15 protein-coding genes are annotated in these 18,475 nt (G+C 44.8%); 5 read left to right on the top strand and 10 right to left on the bottom strand.

Annotated elements, in window-relative coordinates; all coding sequences use genetic code 11:
* Nucleotides 1-20: 20 nt before the first annotated feature.
* From pheS to infC, 5 genes are all read right to left on the bottom strand, one after another.
* A complete protein-coding gene (pheS, locus tag UL82_RS04625; RefSeq protein WP_046439254.1) occupies nucleotides 21-1,076 on the bottom strand; it encodes a phenylalanine--tRNA ligase subunit alpha in 1,056 nt (351 codons plus the stop codon).
* Nucleotides 1,077-1,223: 147 nt separating this feature from the next.
* Nucleotides 1,224-2,054, bottom strand: coding sequence for a TrmH family RNA methyltransferase (locus UL82_RS04620; RefSeq protein WP_046441224.1), 831 nt, complete (start codon nucleotides 2,052-2,054; stop codon nucleotides 1,224-1,226).
* A 144-nt stretch (nucleotides 2,055-2,198) separates the two neighbouring features.
* Nucleotides 2,199-2,582: a 50S ribosomal protein L20 gene (rplT, locus tag UL82_RS04615; RefSeq protein WP_046439252.1), complete on the bottom strand. Its 384-nt coding sequence runs from the start codon at nucleotides 2,580-2,582 to the stop codon at nucleotides 2,199-2,201.
* A gap of 66 nt (nucleotides 2,583-2,648) precedes the next feature.
* On the bottom strand, nucleotides 2,649-2,843 hold the full coding sequence (gene rpmI / locus UL82_RS04610) for a 50S ribosomal protein L35 (protein WP_046439250.1): 195 nt from the start codon (nucleotides 2,841-2,843) through the stop codon (nucleotides 2,649-2,651).
* Between the two features lie 30 nt (nucleotides 2,844-2,873).
* A complete protein-coding gene (gene infC / locus UL82_RS04605) occupies nucleotides 2,874-3,395 on the bottom strand; it encodes a translation initiation factor IF-3 (RefSeq protein WP_083966419.1) in 522 nt (173 codons plus the stop codon).
* A gap of 414 nt (nucleotides 3,396-3,809) precedes the next feature.
* Between infC and UL82_RS04600 the strand changes: the two genes are divergently transcribed.
* Complete coding sequence (locus UL82_RS04600; protein WP_046439247.1) at nucleotides 3,810-5,747, top strand: DUF2339 domain-containing protein; 1,938 nt, start codon at nucleotides 3,810-3,812, stop codon at nucleotides 5,745-5,747.
* 115 nt (nucleotides 5,748-5,862) lie between these two features.
* On the opposite strand, the gene uvrA is transcribed toward UL82_RS04600, so the two are convergent.
* The gene (uvrA, locus tag UL82_RS04595) at nucleotides 5,863-8,721 is read right to left on the bottom strand and encodes an excinuclease ABC subunit UvrA (RefSeq protein WP_046439246.1); all 2,859 of its coding nucleotides are present in this window, start codon (nucleotides 8,719-8,721) and stop codon (nucleotides 5,863-5,865) included.
* A 150-nt stretch (nucleotides 8,722-8,871) separates the two neighbouring features.
* Between uvrA and UL82_RS04590 the strand changes: the two genes are divergently transcribed.
* The 3 genes from UL82_RS04590 (at nucleotide 8,872) to UL82_RS04580 (ending at nucleotide 13,254) form a co-directional block, all read left to right on the top strand.
* Nucleotides 8,872-9,489, top strand: coding sequence for an MBL fold metallo-hydrolase (locus UL82_RS04590; protein ID WP_046441222.1), 618 nt, complete (start codon nucleotides 8,872-8,874; stop codon nucleotides 9,487-9,489).
* A gap of 257 nt (nucleotides 9,490-9,746) precedes the next feature.
* Complete coding sequence (locus tag UL82_RS04585) at nucleotides 9,747-10,694, top strand: DoxX family protein (protein ID WP_046439245.1); 948 nt, start codon at nucleotides 9,747-9,749, stop codon at nucleotides 10,692-10,694.
* A gap of 301 nt (nucleotides 10,695-10,995) precedes the next feature.
* Entirely contained in the window at nucleotides 10,996-13,254 is a 2,259-nt protein-coding gene (locus UL82_RS04580; protein ID WP_407921686.1) for a HelD family protein, read from the top strand.
* A gap of 15 nt (nucleotides 13,255-13,269) precedes the next feature.
* Here the strand turns inward: UL82_RS04580 and UL82_RS04575 are convergent, their stop codons facing one another.
* The 3 genes from UL82_RS04575 to uvrB form a co-directional block, all read right to left on the bottom strand.
* A complete protein-coding gene (locus tag UL82_RS04575) occupies nucleotides 13,270-13,734 on the bottom strand; it encodes a universal stress protein (protein WP_046439242.1) in 465 nt (154 codons plus the stop codon).
* A 165-nt stretch (nucleotides 13,735-13,899) separates the two neighbouring features.
* Nucleotides 13,900-14,352, bottom strand: a complete 453-nt coding sequence (locus UL82_RS04570) for a universal stress protein (protein ID WP_046439241.1) — start codon at nucleotides 14,350-14,352, stop codon at nucleotides 13,900-13,902.
* A gap of 63 nt (nucleotides 14,353-14,415) precedes the next feature.
* Nucleotides 14,416-16,509 (bottom strand): excinuclease ABC subunit UvrB, encoded by a 2,094-nt coding sequence (gene uvrB / locus UL82_RS04565; protein WP_046441220.1) that lies wholly within the window; start codon nucleotides 16,507-16,509, stop codon nucleotides 14,416-14,418.
* Nucleotides 16,510-16,738: 229 nt separating this feature from the next.
* On the opposite strand from uvrB, the gene UL82_RS04560 reads away from it, so the two are divergent.
* Nucleotides 16,739-17,722: a hypothetical protein gene (locus UL82_RS04560; protein WP_046439240.1), complete on the top strand. Its 984-nt coding sequence runs from the start codon at nucleotides 16,739-16,741 to the stop codon at nucleotides 17,720-17,722.
* On the opposite strand, the gene coaE is transcribed toward UL82_RS04560, so the two are convergent.
* The gene (coaE, locus tag UL82_RS04555) at nucleotides 17,661-18,293 is read right to left on the bottom strand and encodes a dephospho-CoA kinase (protein ID WP_046439239.1); all 633 of its coding nucleotides are present in this window, start codon (nucleotides 18,291-18,293) and stop codon (nucleotides 17,661-17,663) included. The genes UL82_RS04560 and coaE overlap by 62 nt on opposite strands.
* Nucleotides 18,294-18,475: the final 182 nt, after the last annotated feature.

Genomic DNA, 18,475 nt, shown 5'->3' with positions numbered 1-18,475 from the left:
TTATGATCTAGGTGAGGTGATTAAGCGTGTACACCAAATGGCAAAGTAAAACGAACGTCGCCTTCAACCATATCGCGCATATCATTAAGGCCATTTCTAAATTGCACAGTACGTTCCAATCCCATACCAAAAGCAAAACCGGAATATACCTCTGGATCAATTCCAGCTGCCCGAAGCACGTTGGGGTTTACCATGCCGCAACCGCCCCACTCAATCCAGCCAGCGCCACCCTTCTTATTTGGGAACCAAACATCAATCTCTGCGGAAGGCTCAGTGAAAGGGAAATAATTGGTACGCATGCGCGTGCGGGTTTCGGGACCGAAAAGGCTCTTTGCCAAATGATCAAGAGTACCTCGCAGGTGAGCCATAGTCAGGCCTTTATCTACCGCTAAACCTTCAATCTGATGGAATACCGGGGTGTGGGTGGCATCAAGTTCATCGGTACGAAAAACTCGACCTGGGCACACCACATAAATAGGTACCTCACGCGAAAGCATGGTGCGCATCTGTACTGGGGAGGTGTGGGTACGCAACACCTGCTGCGAACCGGATACAGAAACATGGAAAGTATCTTGCAAAGTACGTGCCGGATGATCAGGGATAAAATTCAAGGCATCAAAATTAAAGTATTCGGCTTCAACTTCTGGGCCTTCAGCTACCTCATATCCCATTGCCACAAAGATATCGGCAATATTCTCGCTCAACGTAGTAATAGGATGTAGCGCGCCTACTTGTTTACGAGTAGTTGGTACGGTGATATCGACTCGCTCTTGTTTCAGTACCTCCGCGTTACGCTTTTCTTCAAGGACTTCCTTGGTCTCGTTATAAAGCTTTTCGACGCGTCCTCGTGCAACATTGACCAACCGACCAGCATCTTTACGCAACTCTTTTGCTAACCCACCTAATGCCCTGCGTGCCTGCGGGATATAGGCATTATCACCTAAATGATCACGACGAGCTGCCGCAAGTTCTTCAAGATTGCGTGCTCTAGCAAAGGCTTGCGCAGCAGCCTTTGCTGCTCGAGCTAAGTGTTCTTCGGTTAATTGAATATCCTGAGGATCCGACACAGTGTTTATTCCTTCACGGCAATTAAGTTTCCATGGTTATTAAATTTTTCCACGGGCACAATTCTAACCCTCACATACTACCTATACGAGGATGGTTTTCTTAAGCGCTACCTAGATATACGCACATAATTTTAACGATCATAAGAAAAAATTTATTTAATCAACAGCAGTTGCGTACTTTTTATACTGCACCTTTGCTGACTCATACAAGCAAATACTAGCTGCGGTAGCAAGATTGAGTGATTCAGCACGCCCTCGAATCGGAATGCGTACTCGATGATCTGCTGCTTGAAGTAGCTCTTTGCTTAACCCATGAGCTTCATTACCAAACAACCAGGCAGTAGGCTTTGCTAATAATTCTTCTGCCTCATCTAAATCGACTTCTCCATCAGCAGTAGTAGCTAAAATCTGTAAGCCACGTGAACGTAATTGCCCTAGTACATCTTTAATATTTGTTTCTCGAACAACTGGTAAATGAAATAGTGATCCTGCCGAGGCACGCACAGCTTTTGAACTCTGCGGATCAACAGTTTCTCCTGCAAAAATCACCGCATCGGCACCTACCGCATCCGAAACTCTAATCAAGGTTCCAGCATTTCCAGGGTCATTTGTTTCCACCGGAACACTTATTAGACGTGGGGTACCTACTAATGCCTTACCCATAGACCACAGCACTGGATCACATACAGCAAAAATTCCCGGAGTATGTGTGGTATCGGAAAGGTACTTTGCCGCACGCTCACTAATCGGGTGCAGGTAAACATTCATATGCCCTGCTAAGCGAACCAATGGTTCACACCGCTGAGCAGCAATCTCAGTAATAAAAACATCACGTGCTGCTCCTGTGGCAATTGCTGCCTCGACAGAATTCTCCCCCTCAACAATAAAAGCCTGAGCCTTTCGGCGAGCTGCCGCGCGATGTAATTTTGCCGCTGCCACTATCCGTGGGGTGCGTTCACTAAAAGGATTCTCAAAATCAAGTTTCATACATTCAAGATTAACAGTCCACCCGGACATGACTTATTTCTACATAGAATACCTGTATAAAGGTACAAAAATGACGCTGTCTCATAGTTATCACTAATGAGATCAGCGTCGTTTTTAAAGAACGTCACAAATAAAATTGCGCAGTTAAGCAGCCTTAGGGGCGTTAACATCTGCTGGCAGTGCAGCCTTTGCAGCCTCGCAAATTACAGAGAAAGCAGCGAAATCATTAACAGCTAGCTCAGCAAGGATCTTGCGGTCAACCTCAATGCCAGCAAGCTTCAAGCCCTGGATCAAACGGTTATAGGTGATGTCATTCATGCGCGCAGCTGCGTTGATACGGGTGATCCACAGCTTACGGAACTCAGACTTACGTGCGCGACGATCGCGGTAAGCATAAGTCATAGAGTGTAGCCACTGTTCCTTTGCCTTACGGTAAAGGCGGGAACGTTGGCCACGGTAGCCCTTGGCGGATTTGAGGATAACGCGACGCTTCTTCTTAGCATTCAGCGAGCGCTTGACACGTGCCACAGTAATACTTCCTTACAGTTAAAAAGTTTTAGGGTTTAGTTTTCTTTATGGAGGCGAAGACCTAAATTATGCCTTGCCCAGAAGACGCTTAACGCGTTTAACATCAGCCTTATCGACGGCCTCGTCACCCTTCAGGCGACGGGTACGACGAGATGGCTTACCCTCCAGAAGGTGGCGGCGGTTAGCCTGCTCACGACGCAGTTTGCCGGAGCCGGTGGTCTTAATACGCTTCGCGGTGCCCTTGTGGGTCTTCTGCTTCATTGTATGTACGTCCTTTTGACTTTTCAGTGTTTACTTTTTGCCCTTACGGAGCGGACCTAGAACCATGGTCATATTTCGTCCGTCCTGCTTTGGCTTGGCTTCTACCACACCAAAGTCGGCGACATCTGCTGCCAGGCGCTCCAAAAGTCGGAAACCTAGTTCTGGGCGAGATTGCTCGCGGCCACGGAACATAATGGTCACTTTGACCTTGGAACCTTTTTCAAGGAAGCGGATTACGTTGTTCTTTTTTGTCTCATAATCGTGATCATCGATCTTGGGACGGAACTTCTGCTCCTTAACCACAGTCTGCTGCTGGTTCTTCCGAGCTTCGCGAGCTTTCTGAGCCTGCTCGTACTTGAACTTTCCGTAGTCCATAATCTTGCAGACTGGCGGCTTTGCGTTAGGTGCGACCTCAACAAGATCAAGGTCAGCGTCATAAGCGAGCTTTCTGGCATCGTCAATACGCACGATGCCCACCTGCTCCCCGTTAGGGCCGACAAGTCGAACCTCGGGAACTCGAATGCGCTCATTAATGCGAGCTTCAGCGCTGATGGGGACTCCTCAAAATAGCGGATGGATTTTTCGACGTACCGGCAGTCGCTATGTATTAATCCCCCAGGTAGTTAGCACACAACAAAAACCCGCTCCTACAAAAAGAAGGAACGGGAGATCCATGCACCCTGCACAAACAGTAACTGGACAACCACTTACTGCATATACACGTACCTTTTAACCTTTTACCAACCGAACAATACGGCAGTGAAAAGGTGGGAAGATCTCCACTTGCGACCTAGATATGTGAGACAAAGAATACACAATTCTTATTAGTACCGTTTAATAGCACATAACTAGGCGGTAGCGTTTAAAATATTAACACATTCTTGCATCAAGACAAATTAACCTCCTTGCCCCAAGAAAATACTCCTCATACCAACACTATAAATCTAACTAAGCAGGTACCGAATTGTGAATGAAAAAACTCCCGAGCAGATATTTCGCCAACTCATCGAACAAGAAAAGCGTAACTATAGCGACCGCATGGAACTGTATAATCAATTGCTATCACAGTTTTGTAGTCATCCTACAGCAAATGAGCATACTCCCTCCACAACAAATCAACCCTCAAGTACTTCTATTCTTGCCCCTTCCACCACAATACCAAGCACTCCCCCTACACATTCACCAACTTCGATAACTCCATCAACACAAGATAATCCTTATCAAACAGGCACACCAAAAACTAATATTACCTCAGCACCGTCTAGCACAACCACCCAACCCCCTTATCCAACCCCAGCTCAACCACGCTCATCGCGTACATCGAGTTTCACTAAGCGTACGCCACAAGATCAAGAACAAACTATTACTCGTGCAGTAGCACTTGGCGGTAGCTTTATCACCTTTATCGGCATTGTGCTGTTGATTGCATTCGCTATTCAAAACGGCTGGCTCGGTCTTAGTGCCCGTATTACTCTTGCCTTTATTGTTTCCGCAGTTCTTGCTGGTGTTGCACTAAAAGTTCGCACAACCACTCTGCCGGTCACCTTCCTATCACTTGCCTCAACATCGCTTGCCACTGCACTTATCACAACACTTATTACTGTGCACTATTTACATTGGTGGTCAGCATTTATTGGTAGTTTTATTATCGTTTTCCTCTACGGAATTTTTAGTGCCGCAGCACTGCGTTTCGACGATCATAAGCTACTATCCGCTACTGCAACCCTAGGGCTTTTGGCTACTAGTATTCACATTCTAGAAAATCCTTACCAAGAAATAGCCTCTTTTATAATACTGCTCATTCCTGCTGGAATATTTGCACTTTCACTGAAGCTACACCCCAATTCAGCATTACGCACTGTTGGCGCCATTACTTTAGTCCTTGGTCTAACACAAGTTCTTCCTAGACCTGGCACAACGTCGATAAGCACGATTGACTACCTAGCCATAGCTCTCACTAGCTTAGTTATCCTTGGTCTCAGCGTTACCCCGCTATACGTTAAGCCACAAGACCTATGGCTAGACCACGTTATACCTAGCATGATCAGCCCTCTTATTGGAGCTTATGTCTTAATTTGTTTACCAGTACTTTTCCCCAACATCACACTTGTATTAAGCGCTGGACTAATTATTGGTTTAACCTTTACTCGCTCCGATAAGTTAGGACTGGTACGAGCTACCGGGCAAACACTATTACCTACTGCGCTAGCTACTATGCTTATCAACGCACTTATCGAACCAGTAAATATTGTTTTTGCAGTTTTCTTTATGGTCTGGCTACTACTGCTTCCTCAACTTAAGCACTGGTTAGCCTGGCTCAGTTGGTTGTTATGCTGCATGATTATTACTGGAAATATTTTCCTCTTTATCAGTGGAATATATCTAGAATTCCTCTTTATCAATGAAATACAACTAGAATCCCTCTCCCCAGCAATCCAACCGTTAGGCACCGCTGGACTTATTGTTTTCGTCTTCTTAGCCATCGCTGCAGTTATGTTTTTAAAACAGAAAACAGCTCTCACTGATCTTCCCCAGCCACTGCTTTATGTAATCGGTATTGTCGCGTTGTACTTATCCAGTGGGGCAATCATTATGCCGCCAACAGTTTTAGCATTTTTTAAGCTTGACTCAAATCTTGTTACTATCACTTTCTTTAGTATGCATGCCGCAGTCTCAATAAGCTGGATGGCTCTTGGCGCATTCCTACTATTAAGCCAGCGAACACTTAAAAATCGTGCTGCATTAGCAACCGGATTAGCACTTGCAGCTGCTTCAGTGTGCAAATTGATCTTCTTTGATCTTTCTACCCTCGGTGGATTCCCACGCGCAATAGCGTTTCTCATCTGCGGATTAGTGTTACTTGCGGTAGCAGTACGTCGCAATGCTTTGCAACGCAAGGCTTAACTCACCGGATTACTTCTCAAACGGGTAATCTCCTACTACGAAAAGCGGCACAGATAAAAATATCACCGTGCCGCTTATTATTTTTAGCTACAGAAATACCTAAATAAGTACAACATTACTTCGCCATAAGTACCTCATGAAGGAATTTTCCGGTATGGGACGCCTTGACTTTAGCTACTTCTTCTGGAGTCCCTTGAGCAACCACGGTACCGCCGCCCGAACCACCTTCTGGGCCCATATCAATAATCCAGTCTGCACTCTTGATCACATCTAAATTATGTTCAATAACAATCACTGAATTGCCTTTATCTACTAGACCTTGAATCACAATCATCAATTTGCGGATGTCTTCAAAATGCAAGCCAGTGGTCGGTTCATCCAAGATATAGACAGTTCGTCCGTTTGATCGCTTTTGTAGTTCGCTAGCAAGTTTCACTCGTTGAGCTTCGCCACCAGACAAGGTAGTTGCAGACTGGCCTAAGCGCACATAACCAAGACCAACTTCATTCAATGTGCTCAAATACCGATGAATAGAGGTAATCGGTTCAAAAAATTCTGCTGCCTCTGAAATCGGCATATTTAATACTTCAGCAATATTTTTTCCCTTGTAATAAACTTCAAGCGTTTCTCGGTTATAGCGCGCGCCACCGCATACTTCACAAGGAACATAAACATCGGGTAAGAAGTTCATCTCAATTTTTAAAGTGCCATCGCCTTGGCATGCCTCGCAACGGCCGCCTTTAACATTAAAAGAAAACCGCCCTGGTTTATATCCACGTACTTTCGCTTCTGAAGTCTCGGCAAAGAGGGTTCGTATTTTATCGAAAACACCAGTATAAGTAGCAGGATTCGAACGCGGGGTACGTCCAATGGGTGATTGATCTACCTGCACTAATTTATCTAAATTAGCTACGCCTTCAACACGCTTCGCTCGACCAGGCACAGTACGTGACCGATTAAGTTTATCAGCAAGGGTTTTAGCCAAGATTTGATTAATAACCGTTGATTTACCAGATCCAGAAACACCAGTAACGCATACCAGAACTCCTAACGGAATGGTGACATCAATATCTTTAAGATTATTTTCTTTTGCCCCGACTATGCGCAACACCCGTTCCGGATCTATTTTTCGACGAGTTTCTGGCACTCCCAACTGCTTGCGACCAGAAAGATATGCGCCAGTAATAGAATTTTCACACGTGTAAATACCTTCTGGTTCACCTTGATAGACCACTTCACCGCCATATTCACCGGCTTTAGGCCCGATATCAATAAGCCAATCAGCTGCTTTAATAGTGTCTTCATCGTGCTCAACCACGATCAGTGTATTACCGATATCACGCAGATGTTCCAAAGTTGCAATAAGACGTTGATTATCACGTTGGTGTAGACCAATTGAAGGTTCATCAAGCACATAAAGCACCCCAGCTAAACCAGAACCAATCTGGGTAGCTAACCGGATACGTTGCGCCTCACCGCCAGATAAAGTACCTGCCGAACGCGATAGCGTCAGGTAATTAAGCCCAACATCTAAGAGAAATTTCAATCGCGCTTGAATCTCTTTGAGCACTGCCCCAGCAATAATTTCTTCGCGTGTGCCAAGAATCAACGTATTTAAGAATTCAGCCGCATCAGCGATAGAAAGCTCCGCAAGCCCGGCAATAGAAAGCTCTCCGTTACTTTCTGAAGCCAAACGCACCGCTAGAATTTCTGGCTTAAGCCGTGCTCCGTTACAGGTTGGACAAGCAATTTCACGGGTATAGGCCAATAAGCGTTCTTTTTGTGACTCGGAATCAGTTTGTTCTAGTTTTCGATTTAAATAACCTAAAACGCCTTCGAAAGGAGCACTCCAATTACGCACTCGGCCATAACGATTCTTATACCGAACAGTAACTACCTCCGAGCTACCATGCACAATTGCTTTTTGCGCTGTTTTACTCAAAGAGTTAAATGGAGCATGTGCATCGAAGCCTAAAACCTCACCAAGACCTTCAATGAGCTTGACAAAATAATTATGGTTGGGGCTACTACTCCATGGCTGCACAGCATCAACCGCTGGCGCATCCGGATCGGGAATAAGTAATTCCACATCTACTTCTGTACGTGTACCTAAGCCATCACACGCTGGGCAAGCACCATAAGGTGAGTTAAAAGAAAATGTACGAGGTTCTAGCTCATCAATACTTAAGGTGTGTCCATTAGGACAAGACATTTTCTCCGAAAAACGCCGCACCCGCTGTGGGTCATCCTCAGCTAAACCAACAAACTCAACCGCAACAACTCCGTCGGCAAGCTTTAATGCAGTTTCAATAGAATCGGTCAAACGTTGTTTTTGACTGCTTTTTACTTGCAAACGGTCAACAACCACATCAATGTCATGTTTGACCTGTTTTTTTAAGGTTGGCGGATCACTGAGTTGATAAACTTCACCGTCGACAAGCACGCGAGAATAGCCCTGCGCAGCCAAATCTTGAAAAAGATCAACAAATTCACCTTTACGGGTGCGTACTACCGGAGCCAAAACTTGAAAGCGCAGTCCTGCTTCCATAGCGAGTAATTGGTCTACAATCTGCTGCGGGGTTTGCCTGGTGATCGTAGCATCACAGACTGGACAATGAGCAGTACCTGCACGAGCAAATAACAGACGCAGATAATCATAGATTTCGGTAATCGTGCCAACTGTCGAACGTGGATTACGGTTAGTAGATTTCTGATCAATCGAAACCGCCGGAGATAAACCATCAATAAAATCGACATCAGGTTTATCCATTTGCCCAAGGAACATACGTGCATATGAGCTCAACGACTCAACATAGCGACGTTGGCCTTCAGCGAAAATAGTGTCAAAGGCAAGCGAGGATTTACCCGATCCAGAAAGCCCGGTGAAAACCACCATAGAATCACGGGGCAGATCAATATCTACCCCTTTAAGATTATGTTCCCGAGCTCCACGAACAATAAGACGATCAGCCACTAAAAATCCTTCTACCTTGTTATGCCGTGTTTATCCACGCCGATAATCTGCAGCTTTATCCGCTTCAAACCTGCATATCAATTACAAATCTCCTCAATGTTAGCAAAATTCGAACATAATAACGAAGCACTTTTCGTCTACTCTAAAACTATGACTGATTCCCATACTTTAGAACCGCTTCACTTTACCCATATCTCCGTCTCAGAAATGGATAATAACTGCTACCTCATTTATGCCGGCACTTCTGCCCTGCTTATCGACGCTGCCGATGACGCCGAAAAGTTATTGAAGTTAGCAGAAGAAAATAATGTCCGTATCACCCATGTAGTAACCACCCACCGCCATTGGGATCACGTACGTGCTCTGCCCGAAGTATTAGAACGCACCGGTGCTACCCATTATGCCTCTTATCTTGATGCTCCAGCTCTACCTGCTCATGTAGATGTAGAACTTCACCACGGCGATACCATTGAGTTTGCAGGACACGAATTAGAGGTCAGTATTTTACGAGGTCATACCCCTGGTGGAGTAGCTATCGCTGCCACCATTGAAGATCGCATTCATCTTTTTGTTGGCGATAGTCTTTTTCCTGGTGGAGTAGGAAAAACTACCACCGAAGGTGATTTCCAACGACTTTTCCAAGATGTATATGACCGGTTATTTAATCGCTATCCAGATACCGCTGTTGTGCATCCTGGACATGGAAAACCCACCACTTTAGGAACTGAACGACCAGAGCTGACCACGTGGTGGGATCGACGTTGGTGAACACAATTTACTTAGTAATTATTTAATGCTGCCAATACACACATAGTGATAACAAAATAATGACAACTAGGTATCACCTAGGCAAAAACATCAGCATTCAGCAATTGATTACTCGCCTCACCCCACACAGAGTTTATTTCGCACGTACACTTAGTATGGTTACGTTTTATCAATGATCATCTTCTTATGGGTGAGCGTCGAAAAGCGTCCATAAAGATACACCAATAGTAGAAAAGTAGTTAAGGAGAAGTACCCCTATGATTCGCAAACTAGGTCGGCCAATGCTGGCTTCTGTATATATTGCTGATGGTGCAGATACCGTACTTAATACTTCGGATCGTGTAGAAGAAACGGAAGTAATTATTCGTCGTATCCGTACTATTCTTCCGCGTAAGTATCATAAAAATTTGCCTAGCGACGCCGAGCTAACTACTCGTGTTGTTGGTGTAAGTAAAATTGGCGCGGGTTCTTTGCTCGCCCTGGGTAAAGCACCACGCACTTCGGCAGCAGTACTTGCTGTACTTAGCGCCCCAACAATCCTAGCACGCAATGCTTTTTGGGAAACCCAGGATCGAGAAGAAAAAATTACCCGCAAGCAAGGTTTTCTTACCTCTGTCGCGCTTTTAGGCGGTTTGGCTATTACCAGTGTTGATACTGCCGGGAAACCAGGTCTTAAATGGCGTGCTAATAAAGCTGCACAAAAAGCAAATAAGCAGCTCCAACAGGCACTTCCCACCAAGAGCGAAACTGAAAAATTTGCTGATTCTGCCAGTGCTTCTGCTGCGGCTTTTGCGCATAGTGCTAAAGACTGGTTTGGAGAAGCCAGCGATAAGGTCACTGACTACACCGCGCAGGCACAAGACTATATCAATGAAAATAAAAACGAATGGCTAGCTTTTGCTGAAAACAGTGCCGCCGGAGCACGCTCCACGCTTGCCGATGCTGCAGATCAGGTACAGGGATTCTTTAATGATCTCGATACCGATAAGTGGCTTGACCAAGCGCAAGATAATGCCAAAATCGCTCGTAAAAAGGTAGTTAAAGTAGCAGAAAAAGCGCAAGCACAGGCGAAGAAAGCTGCCTTCGATGCCGAGAAGAAAACTGGTCGAGCTTCTCGACGGGCTTCAAAGAAAGCCACTAAACTGCAAAAACGTGCCGATAAACTTGTTCAACGCGCTCAAAAGAAGCTGGGTGATCTGTGTTAAAAGCACCTACCTGCCGTTAACAAACGGCATATAATTATCTCGTTGGTCGCCGCACTGGCTGTTTTAAATACAGCATTCCTGGCAGTGCGGCGATCTTTATTTTTCACGGAATAATTCATCTGCAAAAACGTAAAGACGATAGTGTCACTAATATAATTTTTTAAGAAAAACTGCTTTATCTTAACGTGTACGCGCACTAATTTTTTATCATCATTTTTCCAATAACTATAAAACCCATAAAATAGCTAGCCACAAGCAGCACTAACTTATAGCTTTATATCCGCCACATAATTCGAAAGGCTTGTCCCGAGTGAGCAATTCTGCATCATACGATGAAGAACTCCAAGCTGAACAGATATATGTCGATGGGCTGTTTCATCGTCTCGATCAAGAGGTTACGACCGCCCAACAACACCTCAACCAAGTGATGTTGGAAGTAGATCCAGCAAACCCTGATGCGGAGGCACTCGTTCGTCGTGAAACTGAATACCACAGTCTCAACGCTAAAATCGATCGACTTAATCTTGCCCAATTAGGTCTCGTCTTTGGCCGGGTCGATGTTGAAACTGCCAATCCAGAACTTATTGATAATCCAGTGGCAGGTAATCCAAAACTCGACCGTCGCTATATCGGACGGATGGGGTTAGATGATCGCAATGATGATTACCGCACGCTGCTTCTAGATTGGCGCGCACCTATGGCACGCCCTTTTTACTTAGCGACAACTGCTCAGCCAGAAGGTGTGCACACTCGTCGGCATATCCGTACCCAAGGCACAACAGTCACCGCTATTAATGATGAAATTTTGCACGCGGATGCTACGACTAATACCACTTCGCTAGGCATCGGTGATGAATCGGCGCTATTACAAGCACTTAATGCCGCTCGTACTGGTCATATGAACTCAATCGTTGAAACTATTCAACGAGAACAAGATGAAATTATTCGCGATAACACGCGCGGGGTTATGGTTGTAGAAGGTGGTCCAGGAACTGGTAAAACTGCTGTTGCCTTACATCGGATCGCTTATTTGCTTTATACCTGGCGCAAACAACTTACCAACACCGGTGTATTAATTGTTGGTCCGAATAATACCTTCTTAAATTATATTTCGCGCGTGCTTCCTGAACTAGGCGAAACCGGCGTTGTACTTTCTACTATTGGTGAGCTATTCCCTGGTATTCAACCTACACACACTGACTCTCTTCTTACTCAAGAAATCAAAGGCAGCATAGAAATGGTGACTATTCTTAAGCGACTAGTCAACCATTACCAATCGTTACCAACTCAAAGCGAAACCATACTAATTGATGGCTTGGAACTTACTATTGACGCTTCGTTGATTAAATCTGCTCGCACTAGAGCACGACGTTCGCGTCGCCCACATAATATGGCGCAACCCATTTTTAAAGATCAGCTTGCTGAGCTACTTGCTCAGCACATGGTTCAGCTTATTGGTGCTGATCCTTTAGGTGGGCATAATCTTCTCTCTGCTGCTGATATTGCTCAGCTTCATGATGATCTTCTCGAAGACCCGACCGTCGATAAGCTTGTTGAACGCTTTTGGCCGCTACTTGACCCCACTGAAGTTCTCCACAACTTCCTCCATGACAATCAGTTGATTACTACCATCGCCTACGATTACAACGAAGAAACCCAGTCGGCTCTCTTCCGAGATAGTGATACGGGTTGGACATCATCAGATACAGCGCTTATCGACGAATTAGCTGTACTCATCGGGCTTCTTGACCCAGAGGAAGAACGCAAACAAGCAGAACAAAAATGGCGTGAACAACTCGCCTCGGCCGAAGATGTACTCGATGTTCTTTCTAGTTCCGGTAATACGGACCTCGATGATGATTCCGTTGATGCCGAAGTTCTTTCAGCATTTGACGTAATCGATGCCGAACACTTAGCACGGCGTCAAGAGTCACGTGACCACCGTTCTACTGCACAACGAGCACGTGCCGATTACACCTGGGTATATGGTCACATTATTATTGATGAAGCACAAGAACTTACCCCGATGCAATGGCGTATGATTATGCGACGTTCACCATCTCGTTGGATGACTATTGTGGGTGATATTTCTCAAACCAGTTCCCCGGCAGGTGTAGATTCCTGGGCAGAAACACTATCACCTTTTGTCGGTACCCGGTTTCGTACCCATCAGCTCACAGTCAATTATCGCACAACAGCACAAATTATGGAGGTAGCTAATTCAGTTCTGGCTCGGTTTGCACCAGAGACTATTCCTAGTACTACTGTGCGTACCGACGGCTCACCAGTACACTACTACCCTTATGATACTGATCCGGAAAAATTAGCCGAACATTTGCAAGCAAAATCACCAGAACGGCTTCATATGATTATCGGTCCAGATAGTGCAGAGAATGCGACAATACGCGGGATAAGTTCAGTTAAAGGCTTGGAATTTGACCAGGTAATTCTCATCCAACCTGAGTTAATGGTTGCTGAGTCGCCACAAGGATGGCAAAACCTCTTTGTTGCCTTAACTAGGGCAACACAACAGCTACATATTATCGGAGAGATGCCCTAACCAGCTTATCGACGTTTACCGCTCATCACTGCTTTTATCAGTTGTTACGGTATGAACAATCATCACGTCACAATCTGACTGACGGGCTACGTCTGCTGGTACCGAACCTAATAACCGGCCGGTCAACGAGTTAATGCCACGATTTCCTACGACTAAAAGATCAGCATCATACTCGTTGACAATCGCCATAAGAGCTTCTACTGGGGTGCCGCGTCGAATTGCAGTCTCAACTTTTTTCGCACCGCAGGCAGTTGCATATTCTATAGCTTTGGTAAGGTTTTCTGCTGCTTCATCCATTCCTATCACGGTGATGGAATCTCGACGTATATGTGCATTTATCTCATCGTTTGATTCATAATATGCACATCCAAGTACTAAAAGCGCATCGAAAACTGCCGCCATATGTGCGGCTCGTTCTACTGCTAAAAATGAAGATGCTGATCCATCAGTACCAACCACAATTGTGGTGTAGCTGCTCATGAAAACCTTTCACATGTCTTTTCTTGAACCAGGCAAACAATAGGTGCATTAAAAAGCGGATGTACTCCCTTTTAAAAGATAAACATCCTGCCGGCTGCAACTGTGCTTAGTGTAGCAACTTTTTACAAAAGAGATGAGCTCAGCTAAGACTATAACGGATCATTATCACTGCTCATGGTCAGTATTAACTAGCATCACATCGACTTTAGCTTTACGAGTTATCGCTCCTGGAATATTACCTGTAATTCGTCCTAGTAAACTATCCAGACCTCTGTTTCCTACTACTACAAGATCAGCGTCAAGTTCATCAACAACAGAGAGTAACGCCGGTACTGGTGCTCCTGGAACCGCACGTATATTAACCGTCATCGCGCCTTCAGCTTCAGCATAAGCTTGTGCCTCAGCAAGGATTTCTAAAGCACGCTCTTTGGAGTAAACCGGAATTGAGTTCATTTCTACATGAGTGGGACTTGTTAATGTTCCTGCGTCTATATGGTGTGCACATACAATCGTTAACACCGCATCATAAGTGGCAGCGAGACTTGCTGCACTACGTACTGCATAAAGGGAAGTATCGGAGCCATCAGTACCGGTTACAATCGCAGAATAAGAGATCACGCAGCATCTTTCCTCAGGTTTTGGTTACGCTAGCACACTAGTCTAATAGGTATATTTTTTCAATTACATGCCTGCGTCGCGAAGTCCTCGTAATTCCTTTTTCAAATCTGCAATTTCATCACGTAATCTTCCAGCAAGCTCGAATTTTAATTCTCGTGCTGCTGCACCCATCTGGGCAGTAAGATCAGTAATAAGTTTCTCTACTTCCACCGTGGGCATACTGCTAATATCCGGCTTCTCAGCCATACCAACATCAGCAGCAGCAGAAACTTCTGTTGTTACTGAATCATTAACTTGATCCAAAATATCGGCAATTTTCTTCCTTAAAGGCTGAGGATCGATACCATGTTCCGTGTTATATGCAATTTGTTTTTCCCGACGACGCTCGGTTTCATCAATAGCGTATTGCATAGAGTCGGTGATCTTATCGGCATACATAATAACCTCACCAGAAACATTTCGCGCAGCACGGCCAATAGTTTGGATAAGCGATCGCGTCGAACGCAAAAAACCTTCTTTATCGGCATCCAAAATAGCTACTAATGACACTTCTGGCAGATCCAACCCCTCACGAAGTAAGTTAATACCCACCAAGACATCATATTCACCTAAACGCAGTTGACGGAGTAATTCTACGCGCTGCAAAGTATCAATGTCTGAGTGCAAATATCGCACCTTGATACCATTTTCCAGCAGATAATCGCTAAGGTCTTCGGCCATCTTCTTAGTCAACGTAGTAACAAGCACCCGCTCTTGTTTCTCAATACGCTGACGAATCTCATAGATAAGATCATCAATCTGGCCTTTCGTGGGCTTCACGGTAATCTTTGGATCAACCAGACCCGTAGGACGAATAACCTGCTCTACATACTCGCCCTGGGCAGCAACCATTTCATAATCACCTGGTGTCGCTGAGAGATATACTGTTTGGCCAACACGTTTTTCAAACTCTTCCCACGTCAAAGGTCGGTTATCTAAAGCTGACGGTAGCCGGAAACCGAATTCCACCAGATTACGCTTACGCGACATATCACCTTCATACATGCCGCCAATCTGAGGTACTGTCACGTGGGATTCATCAATAATGGTGAGAAAATCTTCTGGAAAATAATCCAATAGTGTTGCCGGAGCCGAACCCGGCTCACGTCCGTCCATATGACGTGAATAATTCTCAATACCAGAACAAAAACCAACCTGTTCAATCATTTCTAGGTCATATTCGGTACGCATACGCAAGCGTTGTGCTTCTAAGAGTTTGCCCCGATTTTCTAGATCAGCAAGACGCTCGGCTAATTCTGTTTTAATATCTTCAATCACTTTAACCATGCGGTCTTCGCTAGTTACATAGTGCGTAGCTGGAAAAATACGTAGCTCATCAACCTTGCGGATAACATCGCCGGTAAGTGGATGAATATAGTACAAAGCGTCAATTTCATCACCGAAAAATTCCACTCGTACTGCAAGCTCTTCATAAGCCGGAATAATATCGACTGTATCGCCTTTAACCCGAAAAGCACCGCGAGTAAAACCAACATCATTTCGGTCATATTGAATATCTACCAATAACCTCAAGAAACGATCGCGCTCAACTTCTTCACCCACTCGCAGCACAACGGATCGATCTAAATAACTTTGTGGCGTGCCCAAACCATAAATACAGCTTACTGAGCTAACTACTACCACATCACGACGCGATAGCAAGGAACTCGTTGCCCGGTGGCGCAGACGTTCTACGTCGTCATTAATGGAAGAATCTTTTTCAATATAGGTATCTGTTTGCGCAATATAGGCCTCTGGTTGGTAGTAATCGTAATAACTAACAAAATACTCCACCGCATTATTAGGCAATAGCTGGCGTAACTCATTAGCTAGTTGCGCAGCCAAGGTTTTATTTGGTGCCATCACCAAAGTAGGACGCTGCTGCTTTTCAATTAACCAGGCAGCAGTCGCTGATTTTCCGGTACCTGTTGCCCCAAGCAGAACAATATCGCGCTCACCTCGGTTAAGCCGCTCATCTAATTCTTTAATTGCTGCTGGTTGATCTCCTGCGGGTTGGTACTCGGAAATAACCTCGAACTTCGCATTACTTCGTTCAATCTCACCAACAGGACGAAACTCGGAATAAGACAACTCGGGGTTTTCTGCAGGAAAAGCCATAGCCTTAAGCATAGACCATTTTCTTCGCACATGCGTTCTGTAGTTAGAATCCACGCGCTCACCCCATCGGGGGTAATAAGAAAATCTACGGCACTATTGGTCTCTTTTTCTCGTCTAACTTCTTCGAACGCTTTTCACCAAACGCTAAATCCTATGCTGATCTCTGATAAGAACCGCGTCGAAAAGCAGTCTTTACCACTTATCTATATGAAGGAGTCCAACTACAACCATGAATGCTCACAATAGTAATCTCCAACTGATTGATCTTGCTGAAACCGATGCTCTCGTTACTAATGAACTCATTACTGAATTAGCAAAACGCAAGATCTGTGTTACTGAACAACACGATCGCACAGAGCTTAAAGCAACCCAGCTTATCCTTGATAATGGAATGCGAATTACTACTGCTGCGCTTTCTGAATCTCTCATTGGTGCAGAACCAGAATATAGAAGCGCTCAGATTTCAAAATTTTTGGATGTCAATTTGGCTTCACCATTATCGCTTATCATGCGCGACGATATTAATTTTCGTGATCCGAAAATTTTGGCGTTATTTCGGATTGTATTGTTAAAAACTGCCCCAGTTAATGCCACAGATACCTACTATTATGCACCCCGTAGTGCAGGTTTAGTGTGCTTACTAGCATTAAGAATTCATCACCATGTGCTAGTGCTAGCTGATCACCATGTACTTGGAGAAGATATCGCCTTCCTCTATGAAATAGCCACGAAAAATATGGTGCAAGAATTATCAGATTTCACAATTATGGGCACTGAAGATACCCACGAAAAAATACTGCGAGATCTTAACTATGAACTCGCACTTGGCTGCCCACATATCGACGAGAGTGTTACCGATAAGCACTGTGATTGCCAGACTTATCAGCATACCGATGAATTAGCCTTAAGCATTAATGAGGTATTGCGCTACCCCGTTATTATCAAGCTCCAAGCTCCGCATCTACTAGTGGCTTCAATAATGAAGGCATTACCAGTACTGTTTACCTATAAAGAGTTTTATTGTATCGCCCCAAGCGCTACAACCTTAGTTTTTAGTGGTACAGAAACCTGTATCCCAGCAATGTCCTATATCGCCGAAACATATCGTGATGAAAGTAGGCTGCCACACGTTTATCTTGTTCGCAAAGACTCTATCCAGCGCTATTATCCGCCGGAGTATTCGGATCTTTTCCCGGCTGTGGAAGCTGCTTAATAAGCTGCAACAACTGTGTTTCCAATTCCTCAAGGCTACCGTTATTATCCAAAATAAAGGTAGCTGCTGCGTTACGCTGCTCCCGGGAAATTTGGACAGCGATTCTTTGACGTGCATCTTCTTCACTAAGACCACGACAAATTAATCGCTGTACCCGGGTTTCATCTTCAGCATCCACAACAAGCACTACATCCATTTCCTTATGGTGACCATGATCAACCAATAATGGCATATCCCACACCACAACATTATGATTTTTAGCTTCGTAGCTGCGAAAAAGTTCTTGGGTGCGTTCCTCGATACGCGGGTGTGTTATCTGGTTAAGCAGTAATCGAGCTTGTTCAGTAGCAAAGGCTCGCTGAGCTAATAACGATCGATTAAGGCTACCATCCGAGTACAAGATATCCTGACCGAAAATTTTGGCAAGCTCACTTAAAGCTGGCGTATTAGGGGCAACAATCTCGCGGGCAATAAGATCCGCATCGATAATAGGATAACCATACTCAGCTAGCATGCGTGCTACCGTTGATTTTCCACTACCAATACCGCCTGTAAGCCCGATTTTTTTCATAGTGGTTAAGGATACTCGATAAGTTACTCAACAGTCAGAACGTATATGAAAGAGCAATAAAAGAAGCGGTACCAAAGTTTTACCTCTGGTACCGCCTCTTAATTAACTTTTTTTAAATCTACTCCTTGCTTTTATAGTCGAATGATTCTACGACTACAGCACATGCCAGGGAGAAGTTTTGA

Origin of the sequence: Corynebacterium kutscheri (assembly GCF_000980835.1) — a bacterium.
Classification (GTDB): Bacteria; Actinomycetota; Actinomycetes; order Mycobacteriales; family Mycobacteriaceae; genus Corynebacterium; species Corynebacterium kutscheri.
Note: the sequence above shows the minus strand (reverse complement) of the source record. Positions and strands in the feature narration are given on the sequence as shown.

Excerpts from the sequence above, each read along its gene's own strand:
- UL82_RS04575 (WP_046439242.1), bottom strand. The coding sequence starts at position 13,734 with ATGAGCAGCTACACCACAATTGTGGTTGGTACTGATGGATCAGCATCT.
- uvrB (WP_046441220.1), bottom strand. The coding sequence starts at position 16,509 with ATGGCTTTTCCTGCAGAAAACCCCGAGTTGTCTTATTCCGAGTTTCGT.
- UL82_RS04620 (WP_046441224.1), bottom strand. The coding sequence starts at position 2,054 with ATGAAACTTGATTTTGAGAATCCTTTTAGTGAACGCACCCCACGGATA.
- rpmI (WP_046439250.1), bottom strand. The coding sequence starts at position 2,843 with ATGAAGCAGAAGACCCACAAGGGCACCGCGAAGCGTATTAAGACCACC.
- UL82_RS04560 (WP_046439240.1), top strand. The coding sequence starts at position 16,739 with ATGAATGCTCACAATAGTAATCTCCAACTGATTGATCTTGCTGAAACC.
- UL82_RS04590 (WP_046441222.1), top strand. The coding sequence starts at position 8,872 with ATGACTGATTCCCATACTTTAGAACCGCTTCACTTTACCCATATCTCC.
- UL82_RS04585 (WP_046439245.1), top strand. The coding sequence starts at position 9,747 with ATGATTCGCAAACTAGGTCGGCCAATGCTGGCTTCTGTATATATTGCT.
- coaE (WP_046439239.1), bottom strand. The coding sequence starts at position 18,293 with ATGAAAAAAATCGGGCTTACAGGCGGTATTGGTAGTGGAAAATCAACG.